The 20,958-nt window shown below is 55.2% G+C and carries 16 protein-coding genes and 1 riboswitch; of the genes, 5 read left to right on the forward strand and 11 right to left on the reverse strand.

All coding sequences use genetic code 11. The annotated features are described in order from the left end of the window. Positions 1 to 356 precede the first annotated feature (356 nt). Positions 357 to 1,208: a glutamate racemase gene (murI, locus tag H7K52_RS17615; RefSeq protein ID WP_182630279.1), complete on the reverse strand. Its 852-nt coding sequence runs from the start codon at positions 1,206 to 1,208 to the stop codon at positions 357 to 359. Beyond that, a complete protein-coding gene (btuB, locus tag H7K52_RS17620) occupies positions 1,153 to 3,033 on the reverse strand; it encodes a TonB-dependent vitamin B12 receptor BtuB (protein ID WP_078805334.1) in 1,881 nt (626 codons plus the stop codon). Before btuB ends, murI begins: the two co-directional genes overlap by 56 nt. Before the next feature lie 69 nt (positions 3,034 to 3,102). Further along, positions 3,103 to 3,285, reverse strand: a riboswitch (cobalamin riboswitch). A gap of 110 nt (positions 3,286 to 3,395) precedes the next feature. Here btuB and trmA point away from each other — a divergent pair. Further along, a complete protein-coding gene (gene trmA, locus H7K52_RS17625; protein ID WP_008926930.1) occupies positions 3,396 to 4,499 on the forward strand; it encodes a tRNA (uridine(54)-C5)-methyltransferase TrmA in 1,104 nt (367 codons plus the stop codon). Between the two features lie 49 nt (positions 4,500 to 4,548). Here trmA and H7K52_RS17630 read toward each other — a convergent pair whose 3' ends face one another. Both H7K52_RS17630 and fabR read right to left on the reverse strand, forming a co-directional pair. After that, positions 4,549 to 4,902, reverse strand: a complete 354-nt coding sequence (locus tag H7K52_RS17630) for a YijD family membrane protein (RefSeq protein WP_003851197.1) — start codon at positions 4,900 to 4,902, stop codon at positions 4,549 to 4,551. Between the two features lie 14 nt (positions 4,903 to 4,916). Further along, entirely contained in the window at positions 4,917 to 5,564 is a 648-nt protein-coding gene (gene fabR, locus H7K52_RS17635; RefSeq protein WP_003851200.1) for an HTH-type transcriptional repressor FabR, read from the reverse strand. Between the two features lie 192 nt (positions 5,565 to 5,756). Here fabR and sthA point away from each other — a divergent pair, with 192 nt between their 5' ends. Beyond that, complete coding sequence (gene sthA / locus H7K52_RS17640) at positions 5,757 to 7,157, forward strand: Si-specific NAD(P)(+) transhydrogenase (RefSeq protein ID WP_003851201.1); 1,401 nt, start codon at positions 5,757 to 5,759, stop codon at positions 7,155 to 7,157. Here sthA and oxyR read toward each other — a convergent pair. Next, positions 7,140 to 8,057 carry a DNA-binding transcriptional regulator OxyR gene (gene oxyR / locus H7K52_RS17645; RefSeq protein ID WP_003851204.1) on the reverse strand — a complete coding sequence of 306 codons (918 nt, stop codon included), beginning with the start codon at positions 8,055 to 8,057 and terminating at the stop codon, positions 7,140 to 7,142. The two genes, sthA and oxyR, sit on opposite strands and share 18 nt — an antisense overlap. A 180-nt stretch (positions 8,058 to 8,237) precedes the next feature. Here oxyR and H7K52_RS17650 point away from each other — a divergent pair, with 180 nt between their 5' ends. Beyond that, positions 8,238 to 8,384: a thioredoxin domain-containing protein gene (locus H7K52_RS17650; RefSeq protein ID WP_153574532.1), complete on the forward strand. Its 147-nt coding sequence runs from the start codon at positions 8,238 to 8,240 to the stop codon at positions 8,382 to 8,384. Positions 8,385 to 8,504: 120 nt separating this feature from the next. Here the strand turns inward: H7K52_RS17650 and argH are convergent, their stop codons facing one another. The 4 genes from argH to argC form a co-directional block, all read right to left on the reverse strand. Continuing rightward, positions 8,505 to 9,878, reverse strand: a complete 1,374-nt coding sequence (gene argH / locus H7K52_RS17655) for an argininosuccinate lyase (protein ID WP_003851207.1) — start codon at positions 9,876 to 9,878, stop codon at positions 8,505 to 8,507. 91 nt (positions 9,879 to 9,969) lie between these two features. Next, positions 9,970 to 11,187, reverse strand: coding sequence for an argininosuccinate synthase (locus H7K52_RS17660; RefSeq protein ID WP_003851209.1), 1,218 nt, complete (start codon positions 11,185 to 11,187; stop codon positions 9,970 to 9,972). A 24-nt stretch (positions 11,188 to 11,211) separates the two neighbouring features. After that, the gene (argB, locus tag H7K52_RS17665) at positions 11,212 to 11,988 is read right to left on the reverse strand and encodes an acetylglutamate kinase (RefSeq protein ID WP_078805310.1); all 777 of its coding nucleotides are present in this window, start codon (positions 11,986 to 11,988) and stop codon (positions 11,212 to 11,214) included. 14 nt (positions 11,989 to 12,002) lie between these two features. Beyond that, positions 12,003 to 13,007, reverse strand: coding sequence for an N-acetyl-gamma-glutamyl-phosphate reductase (gene argC, locus H7K52_RS17670; protein WP_003851214.1), 1,005 nt, complete (start codon positions 13,005 to 13,007; stop codon positions 12,003 to 12,005). Between the two features lie 167 nt (positions 13,008 to 13,174). Here argC and argE point away from each other — a divergent pair, with 167 nt between their 5' ends. Further along, on the forward strand, positions 13,175 to 14,323 hold the full coding sequence (gene argE, locus H7K52_RS17675; protein WP_182630280.1) for an acetylornithine deacetylase: 1,149 nt from the start codon (positions 13,175 to 13,177) through the stop codon (positions 14,321 to 14,323). 353 nt (positions 14,324 to 14,676) lie between these two features. Continuing rightward, a complete protein-coding gene (gene ppc, locus H7K52_RS17680) occupies positions 14,677 to 17,328 on the forward strand; it encodes a phosphoenolpyruvate carboxylase (protein WP_008926935.1) in 2,652 nt (883 codons plus the stop codon). Positions 17,329 to 17,422: 94 nt separating this feature from the next. On the opposite strand, the gene metF is transcribed toward ppc, so the two are convergent. Together metF and H7K52_RS17690 are read right to left on the reverse strand one after the other, a co-directional pair. Continuing rightward, a complete protein-coding gene (gene metF, locus H7K52_RS17685; RefSeq protein WP_182630281.1) occupies positions 17,423 to 18,319 on the reverse strand; it encodes a methylenetetrahydrofolate reductase in 897 nt (298 codons plus the stop codon). A 202-nt stretch (positions 18,320 to 18,521) separates the two neighbouring features. Next, complete coding sequence (locus H7K52_RS17690) at positions 18,522 to 20,957, reverse strand: bifunctional aspartate kinase/homoserine dehydrogenase II (protein WP_182630282.1); 2,436 nt, start codon at positions 20,955 to 20,957, stop codon at positions 18,522 to 18,524. Position 20,958 lies beyond the last annotated feature (1 nt).

Consider the following 20,958-nt stretch of genomic DNA (forward strand, 5'->3'; position numbering starts at 1 on the left):
TAAAACGTCATAATGAATTTCATTATGTGTTCACTCGTGAGGCTTTGATATTTTGTTGCGTCCGGAGACGCTGATATCAATCCTGCGAGTGCCCACACAGATTGCCTGATAAATTGTTAAAGAGCATGCCGCGATTTACTGCGGCGCGGGCTGCGTATATTACGCTTTCCGCATTGTCAGTCAAGCATTTATTTTCGCTTAACTCACTGGTTCGTATGATTTCGAACCTACTTAACCCGGCGCTTCGTAAGCCGTTGTGCCGTGTCAGTGGAGGCGCATTATAGGGAGTTCTCGGAGGCTGACAAGTGCTAATTTCAAATAAAATTTCGAGTGCTTCTTTTTTCAGCGAAAAGCCGCTAAAACGCCAGTTTTTCAAGCAACGGGAAGCCATAACGCTGTAAAACGGGTGATAATTGTACCGCTTCACCATCCAGCTCCGTGCAGAATGCGATGTTCTGTTGCGAAGAATTTACTTCAGGCGCTTCATGTTCCAGTAGCCAGGCTGTTCGTCGGGCAATTGCCGCACCGGAATCAATCAGACGCGTCCCTTCAGGTAACACCTGCTGCAGCTCTTCGCGCAGTAAAGGGAAGTGCGTACAGCCTAAAACAACCGTGTCCGGTGGTTCAGCCATCCGCAGCCACGGCTGAACAATACGGCGCACCTCATCCAGTGCAACCTCAGCACCGTGTAGCTTAGCTTCAGCCAGTTCCACCAGCTCCGCCGATCCCAGCATCTCGATGTTGCAGGAACCGGCGAATTGCGCCACCAGCTCGTGGGTATAAGGACGGCGCACCGTAGCCCGCGTCGCCAGCAACCCGACCACACCATTTCGCGTCAGGCGCGCGGCAGGTTTGATCGCCGGAACCACACCCACGACAGGAAACGCAAAGCGTTCACGTAAAGCAGGCAATGAAACCGTGCTGGCCGTATTGCAGGCGATGATGACTAATGAGAGAGGATAACGCTGTGTAATGGCCTCAACGATAGCGACCACGCGTTCCACGATGAAGGTTTCGCTTTTCTCGCCGTAAGGGAACCCAGCGTTATCGAAGGCATAGAGATAATGAAGATCCGGCAACAGCTGACGGACCTCATCATAGACAGAAAGCCCACCGACGCCGGAATCAAACACCAGCACGGTGGGACGCAAATCAGAAGTTGTAGCTGCCGCTGAGGTAATACTCTCGTCCTGGAGTCTGATAGCCATACACTGTCTCGTAATCTTTATCGAACAGGTTGGCAATTCTACCACGAACCGTGAGTTGTGAAGTGACAGGATATGAGACGGCGAGATCCCACAGGCTGACACCGCCTAATTTCACACGACGGCTGGGCGTGCTGTTGAAGTCGGTATCATAACGGTCGCCCAGATAGTGATAAGTCACGGACCAGTCAAACTCATGCAGTGTCCAGTCAAGCTGATACTTGACCTGCTGCTTAGCCCGGCGAACGAGCGGCTGATCGGTGCTGCCATCCCGCGCATCGACATAATCATATGAGAGCTGATGCGTCAGCGGCCCGGTATCGAATCCAGCGGTGGCTTCAACGCCTTTAATACGTGCCTTCTCAATGTTGTAGTAGCGGAAGGTCTGCGGATCGCCTTCAATCAGGTCATCAATGTCGTTGCGATAGCCCGACACGCGCCAGTTCACCGGCCCGGTCAGCCCCTCAAAGCCGCCTTCCCACTGCTTACTTTTTTCAGGATCGAGGTCGCGGTTGCCATAAAATGGGCTGTATACCTGCGACAGATTAGGCGCTTTGAAAGCAGTACCATACGAAGCGAACGCGCGGTACCCGGAAATAAACTCCCATGACGCCGCCGTCTGCCAGGTGTTATGCCAGCCGAACTGATTGTTATCGTCACCACGTACCGCACCCTCAAGAGTGACGCTGCCAAACTGTTGCTGCCCGGTCACGTAGAGGCCGGTATTACGCTGTTCATAGCCATCTGATAAATAGTTCGTGCCCGGTTCCGTTGTCTCTTTCTGCCAGTCAACACCCGCACTGACGGCGCCCTGCCCCACCTGCACAGTATTGCCCCACTGCAGATTGTACTGAGTGACATCATCAAAGGTGGATGCAGCGCCGTAGCGGCCATTGCGCGGATCGTAGTTAATGTCTTTGGTATGGCCATAACTGGCAATAAGCTGGGTGGAGTAGACGTCGCGGTTGAAGCGTAACCCGGTGTCCCAGGTCTGGCTGTAGAGCTGACGGGTATCCGCCAGGCCGATGATATTCGTGAAGCTGTCATCATACGTGTAAGACCCGTCATAGGCAGTGCGGTTATCAAAGCCATAGCCGCGCACAAAACCACTGAGTTCATCGCTGAACTGATGCTCAAGGTTGCCATACAGGGTTTTGCTCATGAAGCCGTCGCGATCGTGCTGCGCCGGGCCATAGTCATTGGGATAGCCCGCCACCACGTCATACCCTTTGGTGTAGGTATAGTTGCCTGCCAGGGTAAGCTTTGTCGCGTCGCCCAGCATCTGCTGGGTTGAGCCGTCATACGATTGATAGCCGTTGGATCCCATGCCCGCCGTCAGCGTCGTGCCCGGTTGCGAACGGCCCGTAATAATATTCACCACGCCGCCAATGGCATCAGAACCGTAAACCGCGGAACGTGCGCCGCGAATATATTCGATGCGTTGCACCAGCGACAGGGGGATCTGGCTGAGGTCGGACGAACCGGTAATACCCGCCTGATTAAGCCGGATACCATCAATCAGGATCAGCACATGTCTGGACTCAGTACCCCGAATAAACAGCGAACTCTGCTGCCCTAGCCCGCCGCTTTGCGCGACATCGACACCCGGCAGACGGCGCATCACATCTGTCAGACTTTTGGCCTGCCAGCGATCAATCTCATCACGCGTGACGACGGTTGTCGGCGCCAGCACCCCGGAAACAGGTTCGGCAAAACGGTTGGCAGTAACGATTTGCGTATCATCATTCCCCTGCGCAAAACCGTTTTGCGCCCAGAGAGAAATCGCCGTTGCGCTCAGAGCGAACAGCGATGCAGTTTTTTTTGTCATTTTAATCGCATCCATAAGACGAAGCAGGATGCCGCAGGCCGACAATCAATAGAACGCGATGATTGTACGAGTAGCGACGTTACACCGGCAGGTCTTCGGGCTGGGAACCATAAATGATGATGACTTCCCATCCCGGAGGACAGTGTCTGCAATTGCACTCATCACGACATTCCTTACCGCTGCGCGTCAGCTCCAGATTCACACTGGATTCCCTATTAACTCGGGCTTGAGGCCGGCGTCTGCAGTCTACGGAGTGGAGATACGGAAGTCCAGACTGCTAAATATCTTATCGCTGTGGGACTGGACATCAGCAAGTGAATGCCTACAATCGCCCGCTGGTAAGCTATTAATCAGGATTACTCATGACACCCGAACATCTCCCCATTGAAGACTATGACGCACAGCTGGCGGAAAAAGTCAGTCGTTTAGAGACGATGATGACGCCGTTTGCTGCGCCCGACGTGGAGGTGTTCCGTTCGCCGGTCAGCCACTATCGGATGCGCGCCGAATTCCGCCTGTGGCACGACGGTGATGATATCTATCACATCATCTTTGATCAGCAGACGCGCGAGCGGATCCGGGTCGATCAGTTCCCGGCAGCCAGCCAGCTGATCAATCAGCTGATGCCAAAGATGATCGCCGCGATCCGTGATAACCGCACCCTGCGTCACAAGCTGTTCCAGATCGACTATCTGTCAACCATGAGCAATCAGATTGTGATTTCACTGCTCTATCATCGCAAGCTGGATGATGAGTGGCAGCAGGCCGCCGCCGCGCTGCGTGATCAACTGCGTGCAGAAGGTCTGGATGTGCAGTTAATTGGCCGTGCGACCAAAACCAAAATCTGTCTGGATCGCGACTATGTCGATGAGTGTCTGCCGGTTGCGGGTCGCGAGATTATCTATCGTCAGGTCGAGAACAGTTTTACCCAGCCTAACGCGGCAATGAATATTCAGATGCTGGAGTGGGCGCTGGATGTGACGCAGGATTCACAGGGTGACCTGCTGGAGCTTTACTGCGGTAACGGCAACTTCTCGCTGGCGCTGGCGCGCAATTTCCGCCGCGTTCTGGCAACGGAAATCGCCAAGCCTTCTGTTGCGTCGGCGCAATACAACATTGCCGTGAACCAGATTGATAACGTGCAGATCATTCGCATGGCGGCGGAGGAGTTTACTCAGGCGATGAATGGCGTGCGCAGCTTTAATCGTCTGGAAGGGATTGATCTGACCAGCTACGAGTGCGAGACGATATTTGTCGATCCACCACGTAGCGGCCTGGATGAAGAGACGGTGAAAATGGTGCAGGCGTATCCGCGCATCCTTTATATCTCCTGCAACCCACAAACCCTGAGCGACAATCTGCAAACGTTGTCAGAAACGCACGACGTGACGCGGCTGGCGCTGTTTGATCAGTTCCCCTACACCCACCACATGGAATGCGGTGTGCTGCTGACGCGTAAAGCGTAAACAAAAACGGGAACCCTGAGGTTCCCGTTTTTTTTCCCTGCCGATATCCCTACTGATTACGCTTGCGCTTAAACCGCGTCGCAATCCAGAACACCAGCGCGACCATCAGAACGGTGGGAACGAAATTTGAGCCAATGTCCGGGTATTCTGCCCGCACCAGCGCGCTATAAACCAGAATCCCCAGCAGGAAAAACGCCGCCGCCAGGCCTGGCATGCCGTCCGGCATGTTGGTGTTGAGATACCGCTGATGCAGACACCAGGCCGCCAGACCCAGCGCAATCAGCGGAAAAATCGAAAAGGGAACAAAGGCGCTGAACAGCACAGAAAACGAACCGTTAATCGCTAAGCCGGTAATAAAAGCCAGTGCCAGAGTGCTTTTATCGCGGGTACCTGGGTGGGTCATGAACTGATCCTTACTCATTGCTCTTCGGGTTTTTCCAGGGTGACCGCCAGTCGTTCCTGCTCACGGCGGTACCAGTAATAAGCGCCTTTGGCGATCATCCGCAGCTGTAACACCAGCCGATCCTCAAGCTTACGTCGCTGCTCAGCATCAACGTCCAGTGCTTCTGCACCGGCGCTGAAGACAATGGTCACCATCGCTTCAGCCTGCGCTTCGGTAAAACTGCGCGGCATGCGATTTTCGACCTCAAGATAGTCAGCCAGTTCAGCGATAAAGTGCTGAATTTCACGCGCCACGGCGGCACGGAAAGCAGCAGAGGTGCCGGAACGTTCACGCAGTAACAGGCGGAAAGCGTTGGGGTTGTTGCCGATGAACTCCATAAAGGTCGACACCGACGTTTTAATGATGCTGCCGCCTTTGGCGATACGCTGTCGTGCCTGACGCATCAGCTGTCGCAGCATCAGCCCACTTTCGTCCACCATCGTCAGGCCAAGCTCATCAACATCCTTGAAATGACGATAAAAGGAGGTGGGTGCAATCCCCGCTTCACGGGCAACTTCCCGCAAACTCAAACTGGCAAAACTGCGTTCGGCGCTGAGCTGACTGAACGCTGCTTCAATCAGTGTACGTCGTGTACGTTCTTTTTGTTGCGCTCTGACGCCCATTCTCTCTGCCTTTAGCGGTGTTGAGCGGGCACTATAGCAAAATTTTCAGCGTACAGATTGGCATTCTTTGTCACTGCCTGTGAACCTCACACTTTGTCAAAATGTGATGAAAATCGCTGATAGAATTCAGAAGTGCGCGACGAGATGTTAGAATCTCGTTGTAAAAATGTATAAATAATAGGACGTATCGGTATGCAAAAGTCTTACGATTACGATGCCATTGTGATTGGCTCAGGGCCCGGCGGTGAAGGGGCGGCGATGGGGCTGGTAAAACAGGGAGCGCGCATCGCCGTGGTCGAACGCTACCACAACATCGGCGGCGGCTGTACGCACTGGGGAACCATCCCTTCCAAAGCCCTTCGCCACGCCGTCAGTCGCATTATCGAATTCAACCAAAACCCGCTCTACAGCGATCATACCCGACTGCTTCGCTCCTCTTTCGCCGACATTCTTAATCACACTGAAAGCGTGATCAGCCAGCAGACAGCCATGCGCCAGGGCTTCTACGAGCGTAACCGCTGTGAGCTTTATCAGGGCGATGCCCATTTTGTTGATGCCAATACGATTGAGATTGAACAACCTGATGGCACGCGTGAGACGCTGACGGCAGAGAAGTTTGTTATCGCCTGTGGTTCACGGCCTTACCATCCTGATAATGTCGACTTTACGCATCCCCGCGTCTACGACTCCGACTCTATCCTTAATCTGCACCACGAACCGGGTCACGTCATTATTTACGGCGCTGGCGTCATCGGCTGTGAATATGCATCGATTTTCCGTGGTCTCAACGTCAAAGTTGACCTGATTAATACCCGCGATCGCCTGCTGGCGTTTCTCGATCAGGAGATGTCGGATTCTCTCTCATACCACTTCTGGAATAGCGGCGTAGTGATTCGTCACAATGAAGAGTTTGAGAAGATCGAAGGCGTGGAAGATGGCGTCATCATGCATCTGAAGTCGGGCAAGAAAGTGAAAGCGGATTGCCTGCTGTACGCCAACGGCCGCACCGGTAACACCGATTCCCTTTCGCTGGAAAACGTCGGTCTGGAAGCCGATGGGCGTGGCCTGCTGAAAGTGAACAGCATGTATCAGACAGCGCAGCCGCACATTTATGCCGTCGGTGACGTGATTGGCTATCCAAGCCTGGCCTCAGCCGCCTACGATCAGGGCCGTATTGCCGCACAGGCGATTATCAAAGGGGAAGCGTCAGCACACCTGATTGAAGATATCCCAACCGGTATCTACACCATTCCGGAAATCAGCTCCGTGGGTAAAACCGAGCAGCAGCTTACGGCAATGAAGGTGCCTTACGAAGTGGGCCGCGCGCAGTTTAAACATCTGGCACGCGCGCAGATTGTGGGCATGAACGTCGGCAGTCTGAAGATTCTGTTCCATCGGGAAACCAAAGAGATTCTGGGGATCCACTGCTTTGGCGAGCGTGCCGCTGAGATCATTCACATCGGTCAGGCGATCATGGAGCAAAAAAATGGTGGCAACACGATTGAGTACTTCGTGAATACCACCTTTAACTATCCGACGATGGCCGAAGCCTATCGCGTTGCGGCGTTAAACGGCTTAAACCGCCTGTTTTAACGCAGCGTCGAAATAGTGTGCCATGTGGGTTTTAATTGCCTCTGCCAGCTGTTCATAACGGCTGCGCAGAGGTGAACCCGGACGATAGACCAGCGCGATCGTGCGCTGTGGCACCGGTTTGTAGCAGGTGAGATAGCAGACACCGTCGCGAATACGCTCTGGTGGAACTGCCAGCGCCGGTAACAGCGTAATGCCACTGCCTGCCGCCACCATATTGCGCAGTGTCTCAAGACTGGTCGCCCGGAAATGGGTATCTTCATCGGCACCCGCCTCAAAGCAGAATCCCATCGCCTGGTCACGCAGACAGTGTCCATCTTCCAGCATCAGCAATTTCTCGCCGGCCAGATCGGACATTGGCACACGATCGCGATCGCACCACGGATGATCGGCATAGACAGCCAGCTTCATTGGCTCATCAAACAGCGGCACTTCGATAAAGGCCTGACTCTCTTTGACCAGCGCAACAATCGCACAGTCGAGCTTGCCACTGTCGAGCTGTGACAGCAGCTGTTGCGTCTGCGCTTCGTGCAGATACATCTCCAGTTTCGGGAAGGTCTGGTGCAGCGTCGGGATAATCTGTGGCAGTAAATACGGCGCGGTGGTCGGGATGAGGCCGATATGCAGCGGACCTGACATCGCTTCCCCTTGCTGACTGGCCATCTCTTTCAGCACTTTCACTTCACGCAGCACCGTACGCGCCTGATCCACCAGCAGTAAACCTGCCTGCGTGAACAGCACTTTACGGCTGGTGCGCTCCAGCAGCATCACACCCAGCTCATCTTCCAGCTTACGGATCTGCCCGCTTAACGTGGGCTGACTGACATGACATGCATCCGCCGCACGGCGGAAATGACGGTGTTCAGCAAGCGAAACCAGATATTCAAGATCACGAATATTCATTATTACCCTCCAAACCACGATAGCCCGTGGCGATAGATAGAATAGCAATGAACGATTGGCCCTATCAAGGGTGGTTGGGAATAATGCGCGCAACAAAAAGCTCAGGAGTCTGTCTTCATCTCTATAAAGCCAGCTGCGGCTTCTGTGCGCAGGCCATACAGAGGCTGAGTGAGCATGTCATTGAGTACGAAAATTGTGATGGGACAGGATTCGACAACCGTCAGTTCAGGAGCCGTTTCAGGCCTGGCGACGGTACTGCAGGTCTTCATGGGCGGTCGTCATGCTGGCGGCAGTGAAGATCTGCGTCAATACTTGCTGTCAGCGTAAGAGAGTCTGAGCGTCGGCCGGGAGAGCGGGCGCTTTGATGATGTGCCTATAAAAAATAGTAGTTCTGAAGCTAGAGGTTGGCGGGCATTTTAATGTGCCCGCTTTTTTTTTACCTGCTGATCACGCCAGACGCTGTTTAGCGTCACCGATAGCGCGGGCAACCTGCTGCGGAGAAACACCGCCCTGCGCATTACGCTTATCCAGACACGATTGCAGCGCCAGAATCGGATAGACATCCTCGCCAATCACCGCGCTGAACTGCTGAAGTTGTGCCAGCGACAGCGCTTCAAGTGCTACGCCCTGCCCGATAGCCGCCACGACAACTTCTCCAACGATATGGTGTGCTTCACGGAACGGCACACCTTTGGCGACCAGATAGTCGGCCAGCTCAGTAGAGTTTGCGTAGCCCTGTTCAGCGGCTTCCTGGCAACGCGGACGTTTAACCTGCAGGCCATCCAGCACCAGCACTGACATATGCAGACAGTCGAGCCAGGTATCCAGCGCGTCAAACAGCCCTTCTTTGTCTTCCTGCATATCTTTGTTGTAGGCCAGCGGCAGACCTTTTAGCGTCATCATCATGCCGGTCAGTGCACCCTGCACACGACCACATTTGCCGCGAATCAGCTCCAGCGCATCCGGATTTTTCTTCTGCGGCATCAGTGATGAGCCTGAGGTCACTTTATCTGACAGCTCAATAAAGCCTGCTTCGCCGGTGTTGAAGAAAATCATATCTTCCGCAAAGCGCGACAGATGCACCATGCCAATGGCCGCGTCAGAGAGCAGTTCCAGCACGTGATCGCGGTCTGATACGGTATCCAGACTGTTACGTGTGGCGGAAGCGAAGCCCAGCCAGCCTGCCAGCTGCTGACGATCAATCTCGTAAGCGGTACCGGCCAGTGCGCCACAGCCCAGCGGGCTGACATCAAGACGCTTCAGGGTATCCTGCAGACGGCTCTCGTCACGCGCCAGCATTTCAACGTAGGCCAGACACCAGTGCGCAAACGTCACCGGCTGCGCACGCTGCAAGTGGGTGTAGCCCGGCATCACTGCATCCTGATTGGCTTCGGCGGTAACCACTAACGCCTGCTGCAGCTCACGTGTGGCGCCCAGCAGCGCTTCGATCTGTACCTTGCACCACAGTTTCAGATCGGTCGCGACCTGATCGTTGCGGCTACGGCCGGTGTGCAGCTTTTTGCCCAGCGAGCCGACTTTGTCGATCAGCTTACCTTCAACCCAGCTGTGAATATCTTCGGCATCGCTCTGCAGAATCTGTTCAGGATTTTCACGCACTTCATTCAATAGCGAATTCAGGGCCGCTTCAAGTTGCTGCTGCTCATCCTGAGTCAGCACATTGACCGTCACCAGCGCTTTGGACCAGGCAACAGAGCCAATGATGTCCTGCTCTGCCAGGCGGTAATCGAAGCGCAGCGAGTCATTGAACTGTTTAAAACGTTGATCCGCTGCCTGAGTAAACCGTCCACCCCAAAGTGCCATGTGAAAACTCCTCTGAATCGTTAAACAAGAGGCGGCATAAATGCCGCCCCTGAATCAAAACTGTGAGGCGAGGCGCACCCCGCCTGAAAAATTACTTCTTCTGCTCGTTCAGGGCGCGGATACGCGAAGAGAGCGAGAACAGACGGATAAAGCCGCCCGCGTGACGGTGATCGTAAACTTCATCTTCACCGAAGGTAGCGAACTCTTCCGAGTAGAGGCTGTTCGCAGAACGCTTCTGAGTGGCTGTCGCCTGGCCTTTGTAGAGCTGCAGCACCACTTCACCGTTAACTTCTTCCGCCAGCGATTCGGCAGCAGCCTGAATCGACTTACGCAGCGGAGCGAACCAGCGACCATCATAAACGACGTAAGACATCTCGTGGCCCAGCTGCTCACGCCATTTGAAGCTATCGCGATCCAGGACCAGCTGCTCAACCGCACGCAGCGCATTCACCATGATGGTGCCGCCAGGGGTTTCGTAGCAGCCGCGGGATTTAATGCCTACCAGACGGTTTTCAACGATATCGATACGGCCGACGCCATGTTTTGCGCCCAGCACGTTCAGTTTTTCCAGACACTGGAACGGACTCAGTTTTTCGCCGTTAACCGCCACAACACGACCTTTCTCAACGGTTACAGTCACGTCTTCAGGCTGGTCAGGCGCTTCCAGCGGATCGACAGTCCAGACCCAGCAATCTTTATTTGGTGCATTGGCCGGGCTTTCCAGCACGCCGCCTTCGGTGGAGATATGCCAGGCGTTTTCGTCACGGCTGTAGATTTTTTCCAGCGAAGCGGTGGTCGGAATGTTGCGCTCTTTCAGATAGTCCAGCAGTGCTTCACGTGAACGCAGGTTCCATTCACGCCACGGTGCCACGACTTTCAGCTGTGGTGCCAGCGCGGTGTAGGTGGTTTCGAAACGCACCTGGTCATTGCCTTTACCGGTTGCACCATGACACAGCGCATCCGCGCCTACTTTCAGTGCCAGCTCAACCTGCGCTTTTGCGATGATAGGACGCGCCATAGAGGTGCCCAGCAGATAGGTTCCTTCATACAACGCGCCGGTCTGCAGTACCGGATAAACGTAGTCGCTGATGAACTCTTCACGCAGGTCAACCACGTGACATTCAGAGGCGCCAGACTGCAGGGCTTTCTTCTCAACACCTTCCAGATCGCCGCGCTCCTGACCAATATCCGCTACAAATGCGACCACTTCACAGCCGCCGTAGTTCTCTTTCAGCCATGGAATGATGGCCGAAGTATCAAGACCACCGGAGTAAGCCAGAACGATTTTTTTGATGTTTTGCGTTTGCATTTCGTAATCCTTGAATCAGAGTCGTTAAGCGAGAATCCGGGTGCCAATCGACACGCCGTTAAAAAGATCAGTCAGCCGCTCAGCGTGACGCCAGCTGGCAATATCGACCGGGCGACCCAGTGTACGCGCCGCATCAAGTGCCGCGTGGACTTTAACAATCATGCCATCGGTAATAATGCCCTGGGAAATCAGCTGCTCAGCTTTGTCGGCGGTCATCTCTTCGATGCGCTGACCTTTGCCGTCGAGAATACCACTGACGTCGGATAACAGAACCAGATCGGCACCCAGCGTCGAAGCCAGCGCGGTTGCCGCCTGGTCAGCGTTGACGTTCATCAGGTCGCCGCTGTCAGTAATACCAATTGAGCTCACCACCGGCATGTAACCCGCCGCCAGCAGCGTGTTCAGCAAGGCCGGATTACCCGGCGTTGCGTGGCCAACATGGCCAAGTTCTTCATCAAACGGAGCGACATTCACAATGCCCGCATCGCCCAGGCAGAGGCCGACCGCGTTGATGCCCGATTTTTTTGCCCAGGCCAGCAACGTTTTGTTTGCGGTTCCCGCCAGTGCACCGGTAATGATGTCGATCTGATCGGCTGGGGTGACGCGCAGGCCATTTTTCTTCATGACTGGCAGCGCCAGCTTTTTCATCAGTTCATCGACCAGGCAACCGCCGCCGTGGACAATGAGCAGCGGACGCTGATGGGCGCTGCGATATTTCAGCAGCGCTTCAAACAAACGGGCCAGCGCTTCTTCGCTGTCTAACAGCACACCGCCCAGCTTAATAATCAATGGATTGGTCATGGTCTAGTTGTCCGTTAAATCAGTGACTGCGTTTCAGGGAAGCCGAACCGGATGTTCAGGCACTGTACCGCCTGCGATGCCGCGCCTTTCAGCAGATTATCTTCGGCGGCGACGACAATCAGATGTTCGCCCTGTACTTCAAAACCGATATCACAGTAAGGCAGGCCCACAACGGCTTTCAGCGCCGGCACGCCCTTATCATAGAGCCGCACCAGTGGCTTATTGTCATAGGCGCGATGGAAAACAGCGGCGATATCTTCGCGGCTGACACCCGCTTTCAGACGGCAGGTAATCGTTGCCAGAATACCGCGCGGGAAACTGCCCAGATGCGGCGTAAAGATCACGGGTGTACCGAGGTGCGCAACAATTTCCGGGTGGTGACGATGGTTAAACAGGCCATAAGGATGAAGACTTACTTCGCAGAAACTGGTGCCGACATTGGCTTTACGTCCGGCACCGCTCACGCCACTGGTGGCGTTAATGACTGGCCACTGCGCATCGTTCAACAGTCCGGCATCCACCAGGGGTTTCAGTGCCAGTTGCGCAGCGGTCGGGTAGCAACCCGGTACCGCTACCAGCTGCGCCTGCTGAATTTTCTCATGCTGATATTCCGCCAGGCCGTACACCGCTTTGTCCAGCCAGTCACCATGCTGATGGGTGAAGCCATAGAAGCGGGTATAAAAATCAGCGTCATTAACGCGGAACGCGCCTGACAGGTCGAACACGACACAACCGGCCTTAAGGAATTCCGGCGCCAGATCGTGGCTGACTTCATGCGCCGTCGCCAGGAACACCACATCCACTTTGTCTGCCCACTCAGCTGCGCTGCTCAGCGGCTGTAGCGGTAAATCCACTACGCCTTTCAGCTGTGGATGGAGGTCAGAGAGGCGCTTGCCAGCATCAGGGCTTTGCGCAGAAACCGCCAAAGCGGTTATGTTGATATGTGGATGGCGATTCAGGAAGGTGGCAAGCTCTACACCGGCATAACCACTGGCACCAACGATCAGCGTATTCAACATCAGGCTGTAACCCTTTTTACAGTCGCACGTTCCGGGTCGCGGCCTTGCCCCGTTACCCACCCTGTCATCTGCAGTGATTTATGGTTCCCTTGCAGAGGACGTTAATGTATTTTTATTCACTATTACTGCATGAATATGGATACATCCTAACCCAAGGACCGCCAACAGTGAAGACAAAATTACCGCCTTTTATTGAACTGTACCGCCAGTTAATCGCCACACCGTCGATCAGCGCAACCGATGCCGCACTGGATCAGAGTAATGAAACTTTAATCAATTTGCTGGCCGGCTGGTTCCGCGACCTTGGCTTCAGCGTTGAAGTGCAGCCGGTGCCCGGCACCCGCAATAAATTTAATATGCTGGCGCGCACCGGCACCGGTGCGGGCGGCCTGCTGTTAGCCGGTCATACGGATACCGTTCCCTTTGATGATGGCCGCTGGACGCGCGATCCCTTTACTCTGACTGAGCATGACAACAAGCTCTACGGCCTGGGCACAGCAGACATGAAAGGCTTCTTCGCCTTTATTCTCGACACGCTGCGCGATGTGGATGTCAGCACGCTGAGCAAACCGCTCTATATCCTTGCCACGGCCGATGAAGAGACCACCATGGCTGGCGCCAAATATTTCTCTGAATCGACGCAGCTGCGTCCCGACTGTGCCATCATCGGTGAACCGACTTCGCTTAAACCGGTGCGCGCGCACAAAGGCCATCTGTCGAATGTGATTCGCATCGAGGGGAAATCGGGCCATTCCAGCGATCCGGCACGCGGTGTCAACGCCATTGAACTGATGCATGAGTCGATCACTCATCTGATGCAACTGCGCACGACGCTGCAGGAGCGTTATCACCATGACGGCTTCGCTATCCCTTATCCGACCATGAATTTCGGCCATATTCATGGCGGAGACGCCGCGAACCGTATCTGCGCCTGCTGTGAACTGCATATGGATATTCGTCCGTTGCCGGGCCTGTCACTGAGCGATCTGGATGGGTTGCTGAACGAGGCGCTGGCACCGGTGAGTGCACGCTGGCCGGGCCGGGTCACCGTGGCCGAACTGCATCCGCCGATTCCGGGCTATGAGTGTCCGGTAAATCAAGAACTGGTGAGTGTGGTTGAGAAATTACTGGGTACGCCAACCGAGGTGGTGAATTACTGTACCGAGGCGCCGTTTATTCAAACACTCTGCCCAACACTGGTCCTGGGCCCGGGCTCAATCAATCAGGCGCATCAGCCCGACGAATTTATTGATACGGCATTTATTAAGCCGACACGGGCGCTAATCAGTCAGGTTGTGCAGCATTTTTGTCACTGATTGACAGCAAATGGGGCATTTCACTGTATTAACAGCAAAATGCCCCCGCAATCTGCGGGATTTAACAATAAGAATAACTTATCCCGCTTCTTTCTCTATAAATTCTACGAATTTCCGTTAGTTAGCCACATCTTCAGTGCACTTTAACGCATTTGACGAACGCAGCATTACGTGGCTAGATAAAAGACGATGTTATGCCCACCGGGTGATTATCCAGAACGTTTCAGAATGTGGACAGGCGGCAACGGAGCCGGTTCCCTGTAGATTATCGGGGACACAATGTTGCTGATTTTTCTGCTGCCTGAAAGGTCGGGTGTATGAGTTTTTCAAGACGATAAGGGTGTCAGGGTCCAATGAACGAACAATATTCCGCAATGCGAAGTAATGTCAGTATGCTCGGCAAACTGCTCGGGGATACGATTAAGGATGCACTGGGAGAGAACATCCTCGACCAGGTTGAAACCATCCGTAAGCTCTCCAAGTCATCCCGTGCAGGAAATGACACTCATCGTAAAGAACTGCTCAATACGCTGCAGAACCTCTCCAACGAGGAGCTTCTGCCGGTTGCACGCGCTTTCAGCCAGTTTCTGAACCTCACTAACGTGGCTGAGCAGTATCAGACCATCTCGCAAAGTGGTGAGGGTGAGAACCATCCTGAACTGCTGAAAAAGACCTTTGATACCCTGAAACAGCAGAAAGATATCAGCGAAAGCGACATCCTTGCGGCCATTGAATCACTGTCTCTGGAGCTGGTGCTGACTGCGCACCCGACCGAAATCACCCGTCGTACACTGATTCACAAGCTGGTTGAAGTTAACAGCTGCCTGAAGCAGCTTGATCACAGCGATGTCTCCGACTACGAACGCAACCAGATTATGCGCCGTTTGCGCCAGCTGGTGGCGCAGGCGTGGCACACCGATGAGATCCGTAAATATCGTCCGACCCCAGTAGACGAAGCCAAATGGGGCTTTGCCGTCGTAGAAAACAGCCTGTGGGAAGGCGTTCCTGCTTTCCTGCGTGAGCTGAACGAGCAGGTCGAAGAGGCGTTTGGCATCAGGCTGCCGGTCGATTTCGTGCCGGTTCAGTTCACCTCGTGGATGGGTGGCGACCGCGACGGTAACCCGAACGTCACGGCGTCGATTACCCGCCATGTGATGCAGCTGAGCCGCTGGAAAGCCACTGACCTGTTCCTGCGCGATATCGGCGTGTTGATCTCCGAGCTGTCGATGTCCGAGTGCAGTGAAGAGATCCGCGAACTCAGCGGCGAGCCGGAAGCGCTGGAACCTTACCGTGTGATCCTGAAACGTCTGCGCAGTCAGCTGATGACGACCCAGTCGTTCCTGGAACGCCGCCTGAAAGGCGAACGCCTGCCGCGTCCGGCCGATCTGCTGGTCTCCAACGATCAACTGTGGGACCCGCTGTTTGCCATCTATCAGTCACTGCAACAGTGCGGCATGGGCATTATCGCTAACGGTCAGTTGCTTGATACGCTGCGCCGCGTGAAATGCTTCGGCGTGCCGCTGGTGCGTATCGATCTGCGCCAGGAGAGCACCCGTCACACAGAGGCGATTGCCGAAGTGACCCGTTATCTGGGCCTCGGCGATTATGAAAGCTGGTCTGAAGCGGACAAGCAGGCGTTCCTGATCCGTGAACTGAATTCCAAGCGCCCGCTGCTGCCTCGTACCTGGGAACCCAGCGATGAGACGCGTGAAGTGCTGGAGACGTGTCGTGTCGCGGCGGAAGCCCCGCAGGGTTCTATCGCCGCCTATGTTATTTCGATGGCGAAAACCCCTTCCGACGTGCTGGCCGTGCATCTGCTGCTGAAAGAAGCGGGTATCGGTTATGCCATGCCGGTTGCACCGCTGTTTGAAACGCTTGATGACCTGAATAACGCGAACGACGTGATGAGCCAGCTGCTGAGCATCGACTGGTATCGCGGCTTTATTCAGGGCAAACAGATGGTGATGATTGGCTATTCTGACTCGGCGAAAGATGCCGGTGTCATGGCCGCCAGCTGGGCGCAATATCAGGCACAGGATGCCCTGATTAAAACCTGCGAGAAGGCCGGTATTTCACTGACGCTGTTCCACGGACGCGGCGGCAGCATTGGTCGTGGCGGCGCGCCCGCCCATGCCGCACTGCTGTCACAACCGCCAGGCAGCCTGCGCGGCGGTCTGCGTGTGACAGAACAGGGTGAGATGATCCGCTTTAAATATGGCTTACCGGCCGTGACCATCGCCAGCCTGTCGCTCTACACCGGCGCAATTCTGGAAGCAAACCTGATGCCACCGCCAGAGCCAAAACGCGAATGGCGCGACATTATGGATCAGCTCTCAGCTGACTCCTGTGCGATGTATCGTGGTTATGTGCGTGAAAACGCTGACTTCGTCCCTTATTTCCGTTCGGCGACGCCGGAGCAGGAGCTGGGTAAATTACCGCTGGGATCACGTCCGGCCAAACGCCGTCCTACCGGTGGCGTAGAGTCGCTGCGTGCGATTCCATGGATTTTCGCCTGGACGCAGAACCGTCTGATGCTGCCTGCCTGGCTGGGTGCCGGTGCTGCATTGCAGCAGGCGATGGCAGCCGGTCATCAGGATCAGCTGGAAGCGATGTGCCGCGACTGGCCATTCTTCTCCACCCGTCTGGGGATGCTGGAGATGGTCTTCTCGAAAGCCGACCTGTGGCTGGCGGAATATTACGATCAGCGTCTGGTCGATAAATCACTCTGGCCGCTGGGTAAACAACTGCGCGAACAGCTTGCTGCGGATATCAAAGCGGTACTGACCATCGCCAATGACTCACACCTGATGGCTGACCAGCCGTGGATTGCCGAGTCGATTGCGCTGCGTAACGTCTATACCGATCCGCTCAACGTACTCCAGGCAGAACTGCTGCATCGTTCACGTGCGCAGGAAGCCCGTGGTGAGGAGCCGGATGCCCGCGTAGAGCAGGCGCTGATGGTGACGATTGCAGGTGTGGCGGCAGGTATGCGCAATACCGGTTAATCGTGGTCAGGCGCTGACAGCGGTCAGCGCTGCCCGCCAGAAAAACAAAAAAGTCGGGACGTTCCCGACTTTTTTATTGGCTGAAACAAGAGGGTTAAGCCGCAGCGGCAGGACGCACACCTAACGTGTGACAGATGGCGTAACTCATTTCGGCACGGTTCAGGGTGTAAAAATGGAAATCTTTCACCCCTTCGCGTGACAGGATTTTTACCATGTCCATCGCGATATTGGCGCCCACCATTTTGCGCGTTTCCGGATCATCATCCAGACCGGCAAACATCGCGTTCATCCAGCCTGGCACACGCACATTGGTCAGCGTGGCAAAGCGCTGGAGCTGTTTAAAGTTAGAGACCGGCAGAATGCCCGGCACAATTTCTACATCAATGCCGGTCGAAACACAGCGATCGCGAAAACGTAAATAGCTTTCAACGTCAAAGAAGAACTGGGTAATTGCCCGGTTTGCGCCGGCATCAATTTTTCGCTTCAGGTTAATCAGATCGGCCTGGGCGCTTTTCGCTTCGGGATGGACTTCAGGATAGGCGGCGACGGAAATATCAAAATCGCCGACCTCTTTCAGCAGCGACACCAGATCGCTGCCGTACATCTCAGGCTTGCCGCTGCCGGGAGGCAGGTCACCGCGCAGCGCCACAATATGGCGAATGCCATTGTTCCAGTAATCCTGAGCAATGGTGCGCAGTTCATCCCGCGTGGCATCAACACAGGTCAGATGGGGTGCAGCCTCCAGCCCGGTTCTATCTTTAATGCCTTTGATAATGCTGTGGGTGCGGTCGCGTTCCCCTGAGTTCGCGCCGTAGGTAACGGAAACGAATTTTGGTTTCAGGCTGCTCAGACGATCGATGGAGCTCCAGAGGGTCTCTTCCATTTCGCTGGTACGCGGCGGGAAGAACTCAAATGAAACATTAATTTGCCCGTTCAGCTCAGCCAGGCTCTGGTTTAGCGCTTCGCGCTGATTGGCATGAAAGAAACTCATCCTGCACCCTCATCGATTAACAATCGGCCTGCGAACATCTACACGTTTAGACGTCCAGATGTTCAAAATGACGTAATCTGCGGATGTCGTCAACTTAAAAATGATCAACAGACGTGATCAATTTTCAATCAACTTGAAGAAGTTTCAACAGAGGAGAGATAACGCATTGAAAACAGGCGCCGAAGCGCCTGTTTAAGAGAAATTACAGCAACTGTGCGAGGCGATTAATATCTGACTGTATTGCACCTGCGGTAACATCACGGCCAGCACCGGGTCCGCGGATGACCAGCGGATTGTCGCGATACCAGCGACTTTCAATCGCAAAGACGTTGTCGCACGGCAGCAGCGAAGCCAGCGGATGTTCCGGACGCACCGCTTCGACACCGACACGTGCTTTACCGTTGGCATCAAACCGGGCAACGTAACGCAGCACCAGGCCCATCTCCTGCGCGGCTTCCAGACGCTGCAGCATCTGCTCATTCAGCTCTTCACCATTTTCAAAGAAGTGGTCTACTGAGCCCTGCTGACAGTTGTCTGGCACCAGCGATTCCACCCGTACCTGATCCGGCTCGATGTTGTAGCCTGCTTCACGCGCCAGGATCACCAGCTTACGCATCACATCCTGACCCGAGAGATCGGCGCGCGGATCCGGCTCGGTTAAGCCCTGCTGCCAGGCCTGATCCACCAGCTCGGTAAACGGCACCATGCCATCAAACTGCAGGAACAGCCAGGACAACGTACCGGAGAAGATCCCGCTGATTGCCAGGATGGTATCGCCGCTGTCACGCAGGTCGCGCACCGTGTAATTGATCGGCAGGCCTGCGCCTACGGTGGCGTTATAGAGCCAGTGACGCCCGGTTTTGGTAAAGGCATCACGAATCTGCCGCCAGGTCTGACTGTCTGACGCACCCGCGACCTTATTGGCGCTGATCACGTGAAAGCCGTGGCTGGCAAAGTCGAGATACTGCTGTGCCAGCGGTGTGCTGGCTGTGACATCCAGCACTACCAGGTCATCAAACGGATGCGCGCACATCCACAGGAACAGCGACTCTTCATCGCGTTCCACCGCTTCATCATCAAAGAAGGCGAGTGCCCGACTGGCATCCAGCCCTTCATAGCTCAGCAGACTGCGACGGCTATCCGCGACACCCGCCAGCACAAATTCAAAGCCGGTCCGCGCTGACAGCGTTTCCTGATCGCGGGCAAACAGCTCCAGCCAGCGTGAACCGATATTGCCTTTGCCAAACAGCATCAGGCCGATGCGCTTTTCTGCACGGAACAGCGACTGATGGAGTCCCTGAATCAGATGCTGCGTCGGGCCGACGCGCAGCACCGCGACCACGCTGATGTGCTCTTCTGACTGCCAGATGAACTCAACCGGCTGATCTTTTAACTGCTGCCAGAAGCGATGGGTATGCAGCGGATTGCGGGTAACGCCTGCGCCAACCAGCGCCACCAGCGCAAGGCCATCGCGCAGCTGCAGATGGCCCGGTAAACCGGCATCCTGTAGCAGCGTAAAGGCACTGTTAACCACTTCGGAGGTATAACAGAGCTGCAGCAGTTGACGGTCAGGATGAACGCCAAACGCCAGCGGTCGCAGCTGCGCGCGCTTCAGCAACAGGTCGATCTCTTTGTGAAGGATGGCAAAGTCATGCTGCTCTGGCAGCTGAATCTCAATCAGGCAAACATCGTCATGGCTGGTGACGATGCGCGCGCCTGTTCCGGAGGCCAGCACGCGTTCAATTCGGGTTGAGCCCTGCTCCGGCTGATAACTGCAGCGCAATTGCAAATCGATATCACTGCCGGAAACCGGCTGCAGCGTACGGGTATGCAGCACCGGTGCCGCCAGACGCGCCAGCTCACTGGCCTCATCCAGCCTTAACAGCGGCAGCAGACAGGCATCAGAGACTTTGCGGGGATCGGCGCTGTAAACGCCCGCCACATCGCTCCAGATAGTCACACGTCCGACGCCTGCCAGCGCACCAATCTGCGTAGCGGAATAGTCGGAGCCGTTACGGCCAAGCAGGACGGTTTCACCGGCATCGTTACGGCTGATAAAGCCGGTGACCACGATGCGCTTATGGGGATGCTGCGCCAGCAAAGTCTGCAGCAGTGGCCAGGATTTACCCTCATCCACCTGTGGCTGAGCGGCACGTTCAGCACGCAAAAACTCACGCGCATCCAGCCAGCAGGCCTGCAGATCACGCTGGCTCAGGACCGCTGACATCAGGCGTGCTGACCAGACTTCACCGTGCCCGACCACTTCGGCATAGACCGCATCGGTAATCGGCGCATCCAGCAGGGCCGCCAGCTTTTCCAGATCGCGAATAAACGCAATAATTAAAGGTTCGGCGATCTCAGCAGGCAGCAGCGCACCGATCAGTTCGCTCTGGTAGCGACGCAAGGCCTGTTGCACCTGGTGCGCAGAGAGGCGATCGCTCTGGCTCAGCTTCAGCCAGCTAATCAGCTGGTTGGTGGTTGAACCTGCCGCAGAGACCACCATCAGGTCGCCCGGCTGGCTGTAATCCGCCATAATGCTGGCAACGCGCTGATAGCAACGCGCATCGGCCAGACTGCTGCCACCAAACTTATGCAACTGCCTGATAGTCGGCGTTCCCGCGCCTGCTGAAATCGTCATA

Origin of the sequence: Pantoea hericii, from assembly GCF_014155795.1 — a bacterium.
Lineage (GTDB): Bacteria > Pseudomonadota > Gammaproteobacteria > Enterobacterales > Enterobacteriaceae > Pantoea > Pantoea eucalypti.

Bases quoted from the DNA above. Each gene is read 5' to 3' on its own strand.
- murI (WP_182630279.1), bottom strand. From the start codon at position 1,208: ATGGCTATCAGACTCCAGGACGAGAGTATTACCTCAGCGGCAGCTACA.
- btuB (WP_078805334.1), bottom strand. From the start codon at position 3,033: ATGACAAAAAAAACTGCATCGCTGTTCGCTCTGAGCGCAACGGCGATT.
- trmA (WP_008926930.1), top strand. From the start codon at position 3,396: ATGACACCCGAACATCTCCCCATTGAAGACTATGACGCACAGCTGGCG.
- H7K52_RS17630 (WP_003851197.1), bottom strand. From the start codon at position 4,902: ATGACCCACCCAGGTACCCGCGATAAAAGCACTCTGGCACTGGCTTTT.
- fabR (WP_003851200.1), bottom strand. From the start codon at position 5,564: ATGGGCGTCAGAGCGCAACAAAAAGAACGTACACGACGTACACTGATT.
- sthA (WP_003851201.1), top strand. From the start codon at position 5,757: ATGCAAAAGTCTTACGATTACGATGCCATTGTGATTGGCTCAGGGCCC.
- oxyR (WP_003851204.1), bottom strand. From the start codon at position 8,057: ATGAATATTCGTGATCTTGAATATCTGGTTTCGCTTGCTGAACACCGT.
- argH (WP_003851207.1), bottom strand. From the start codon at position 9,878: ATGGCACTTTGGGGTGGACGGTTTACTCAGGCAGCGGATCAACGTTTT.
- H7K52_RS17660 (WP_003851209.1), bottom strand. From the start codon at position 11,187: ATGCAAACGCAAAACATCAAAAAAATCGTTCTGGCTTACTCCGGTGGT.
- argB (WP_078805310.1), bottom strand. From the start codon at position 11,988: ATGACCAATCCATTGATTATTAAGCTGGGCGGTGTGCTGTTAGACAGC.
- argC (WP_003851214.1), bottom strand. From the start codon at position 13,007: ATGTTGAATACGCTGATCGTTGGTGCCAGTGGTTATGCCGGTGTAGAG.
- ppc (WP_008926935.1), top strand. From the start codon at position 14,677: ATGAACGAACAATATTCCGCAATGCGAAGTAATGTCAGTATGCTCGGC.
- metF (WP_182630281.1), bottom strand. From the start codon at position 18,319: ATGAGTTTCTTTCATGCCAATCAGCGCGAAGCGCTAAACCAGAGCCTG.
- H7K52_RS17690 (WP_182630282.1), bottom strand. From the start codon at position 20,957: ATGACGATTTCAGCAGGCGCGGGAACGCCGACTATCAGGCAGTTGCAT.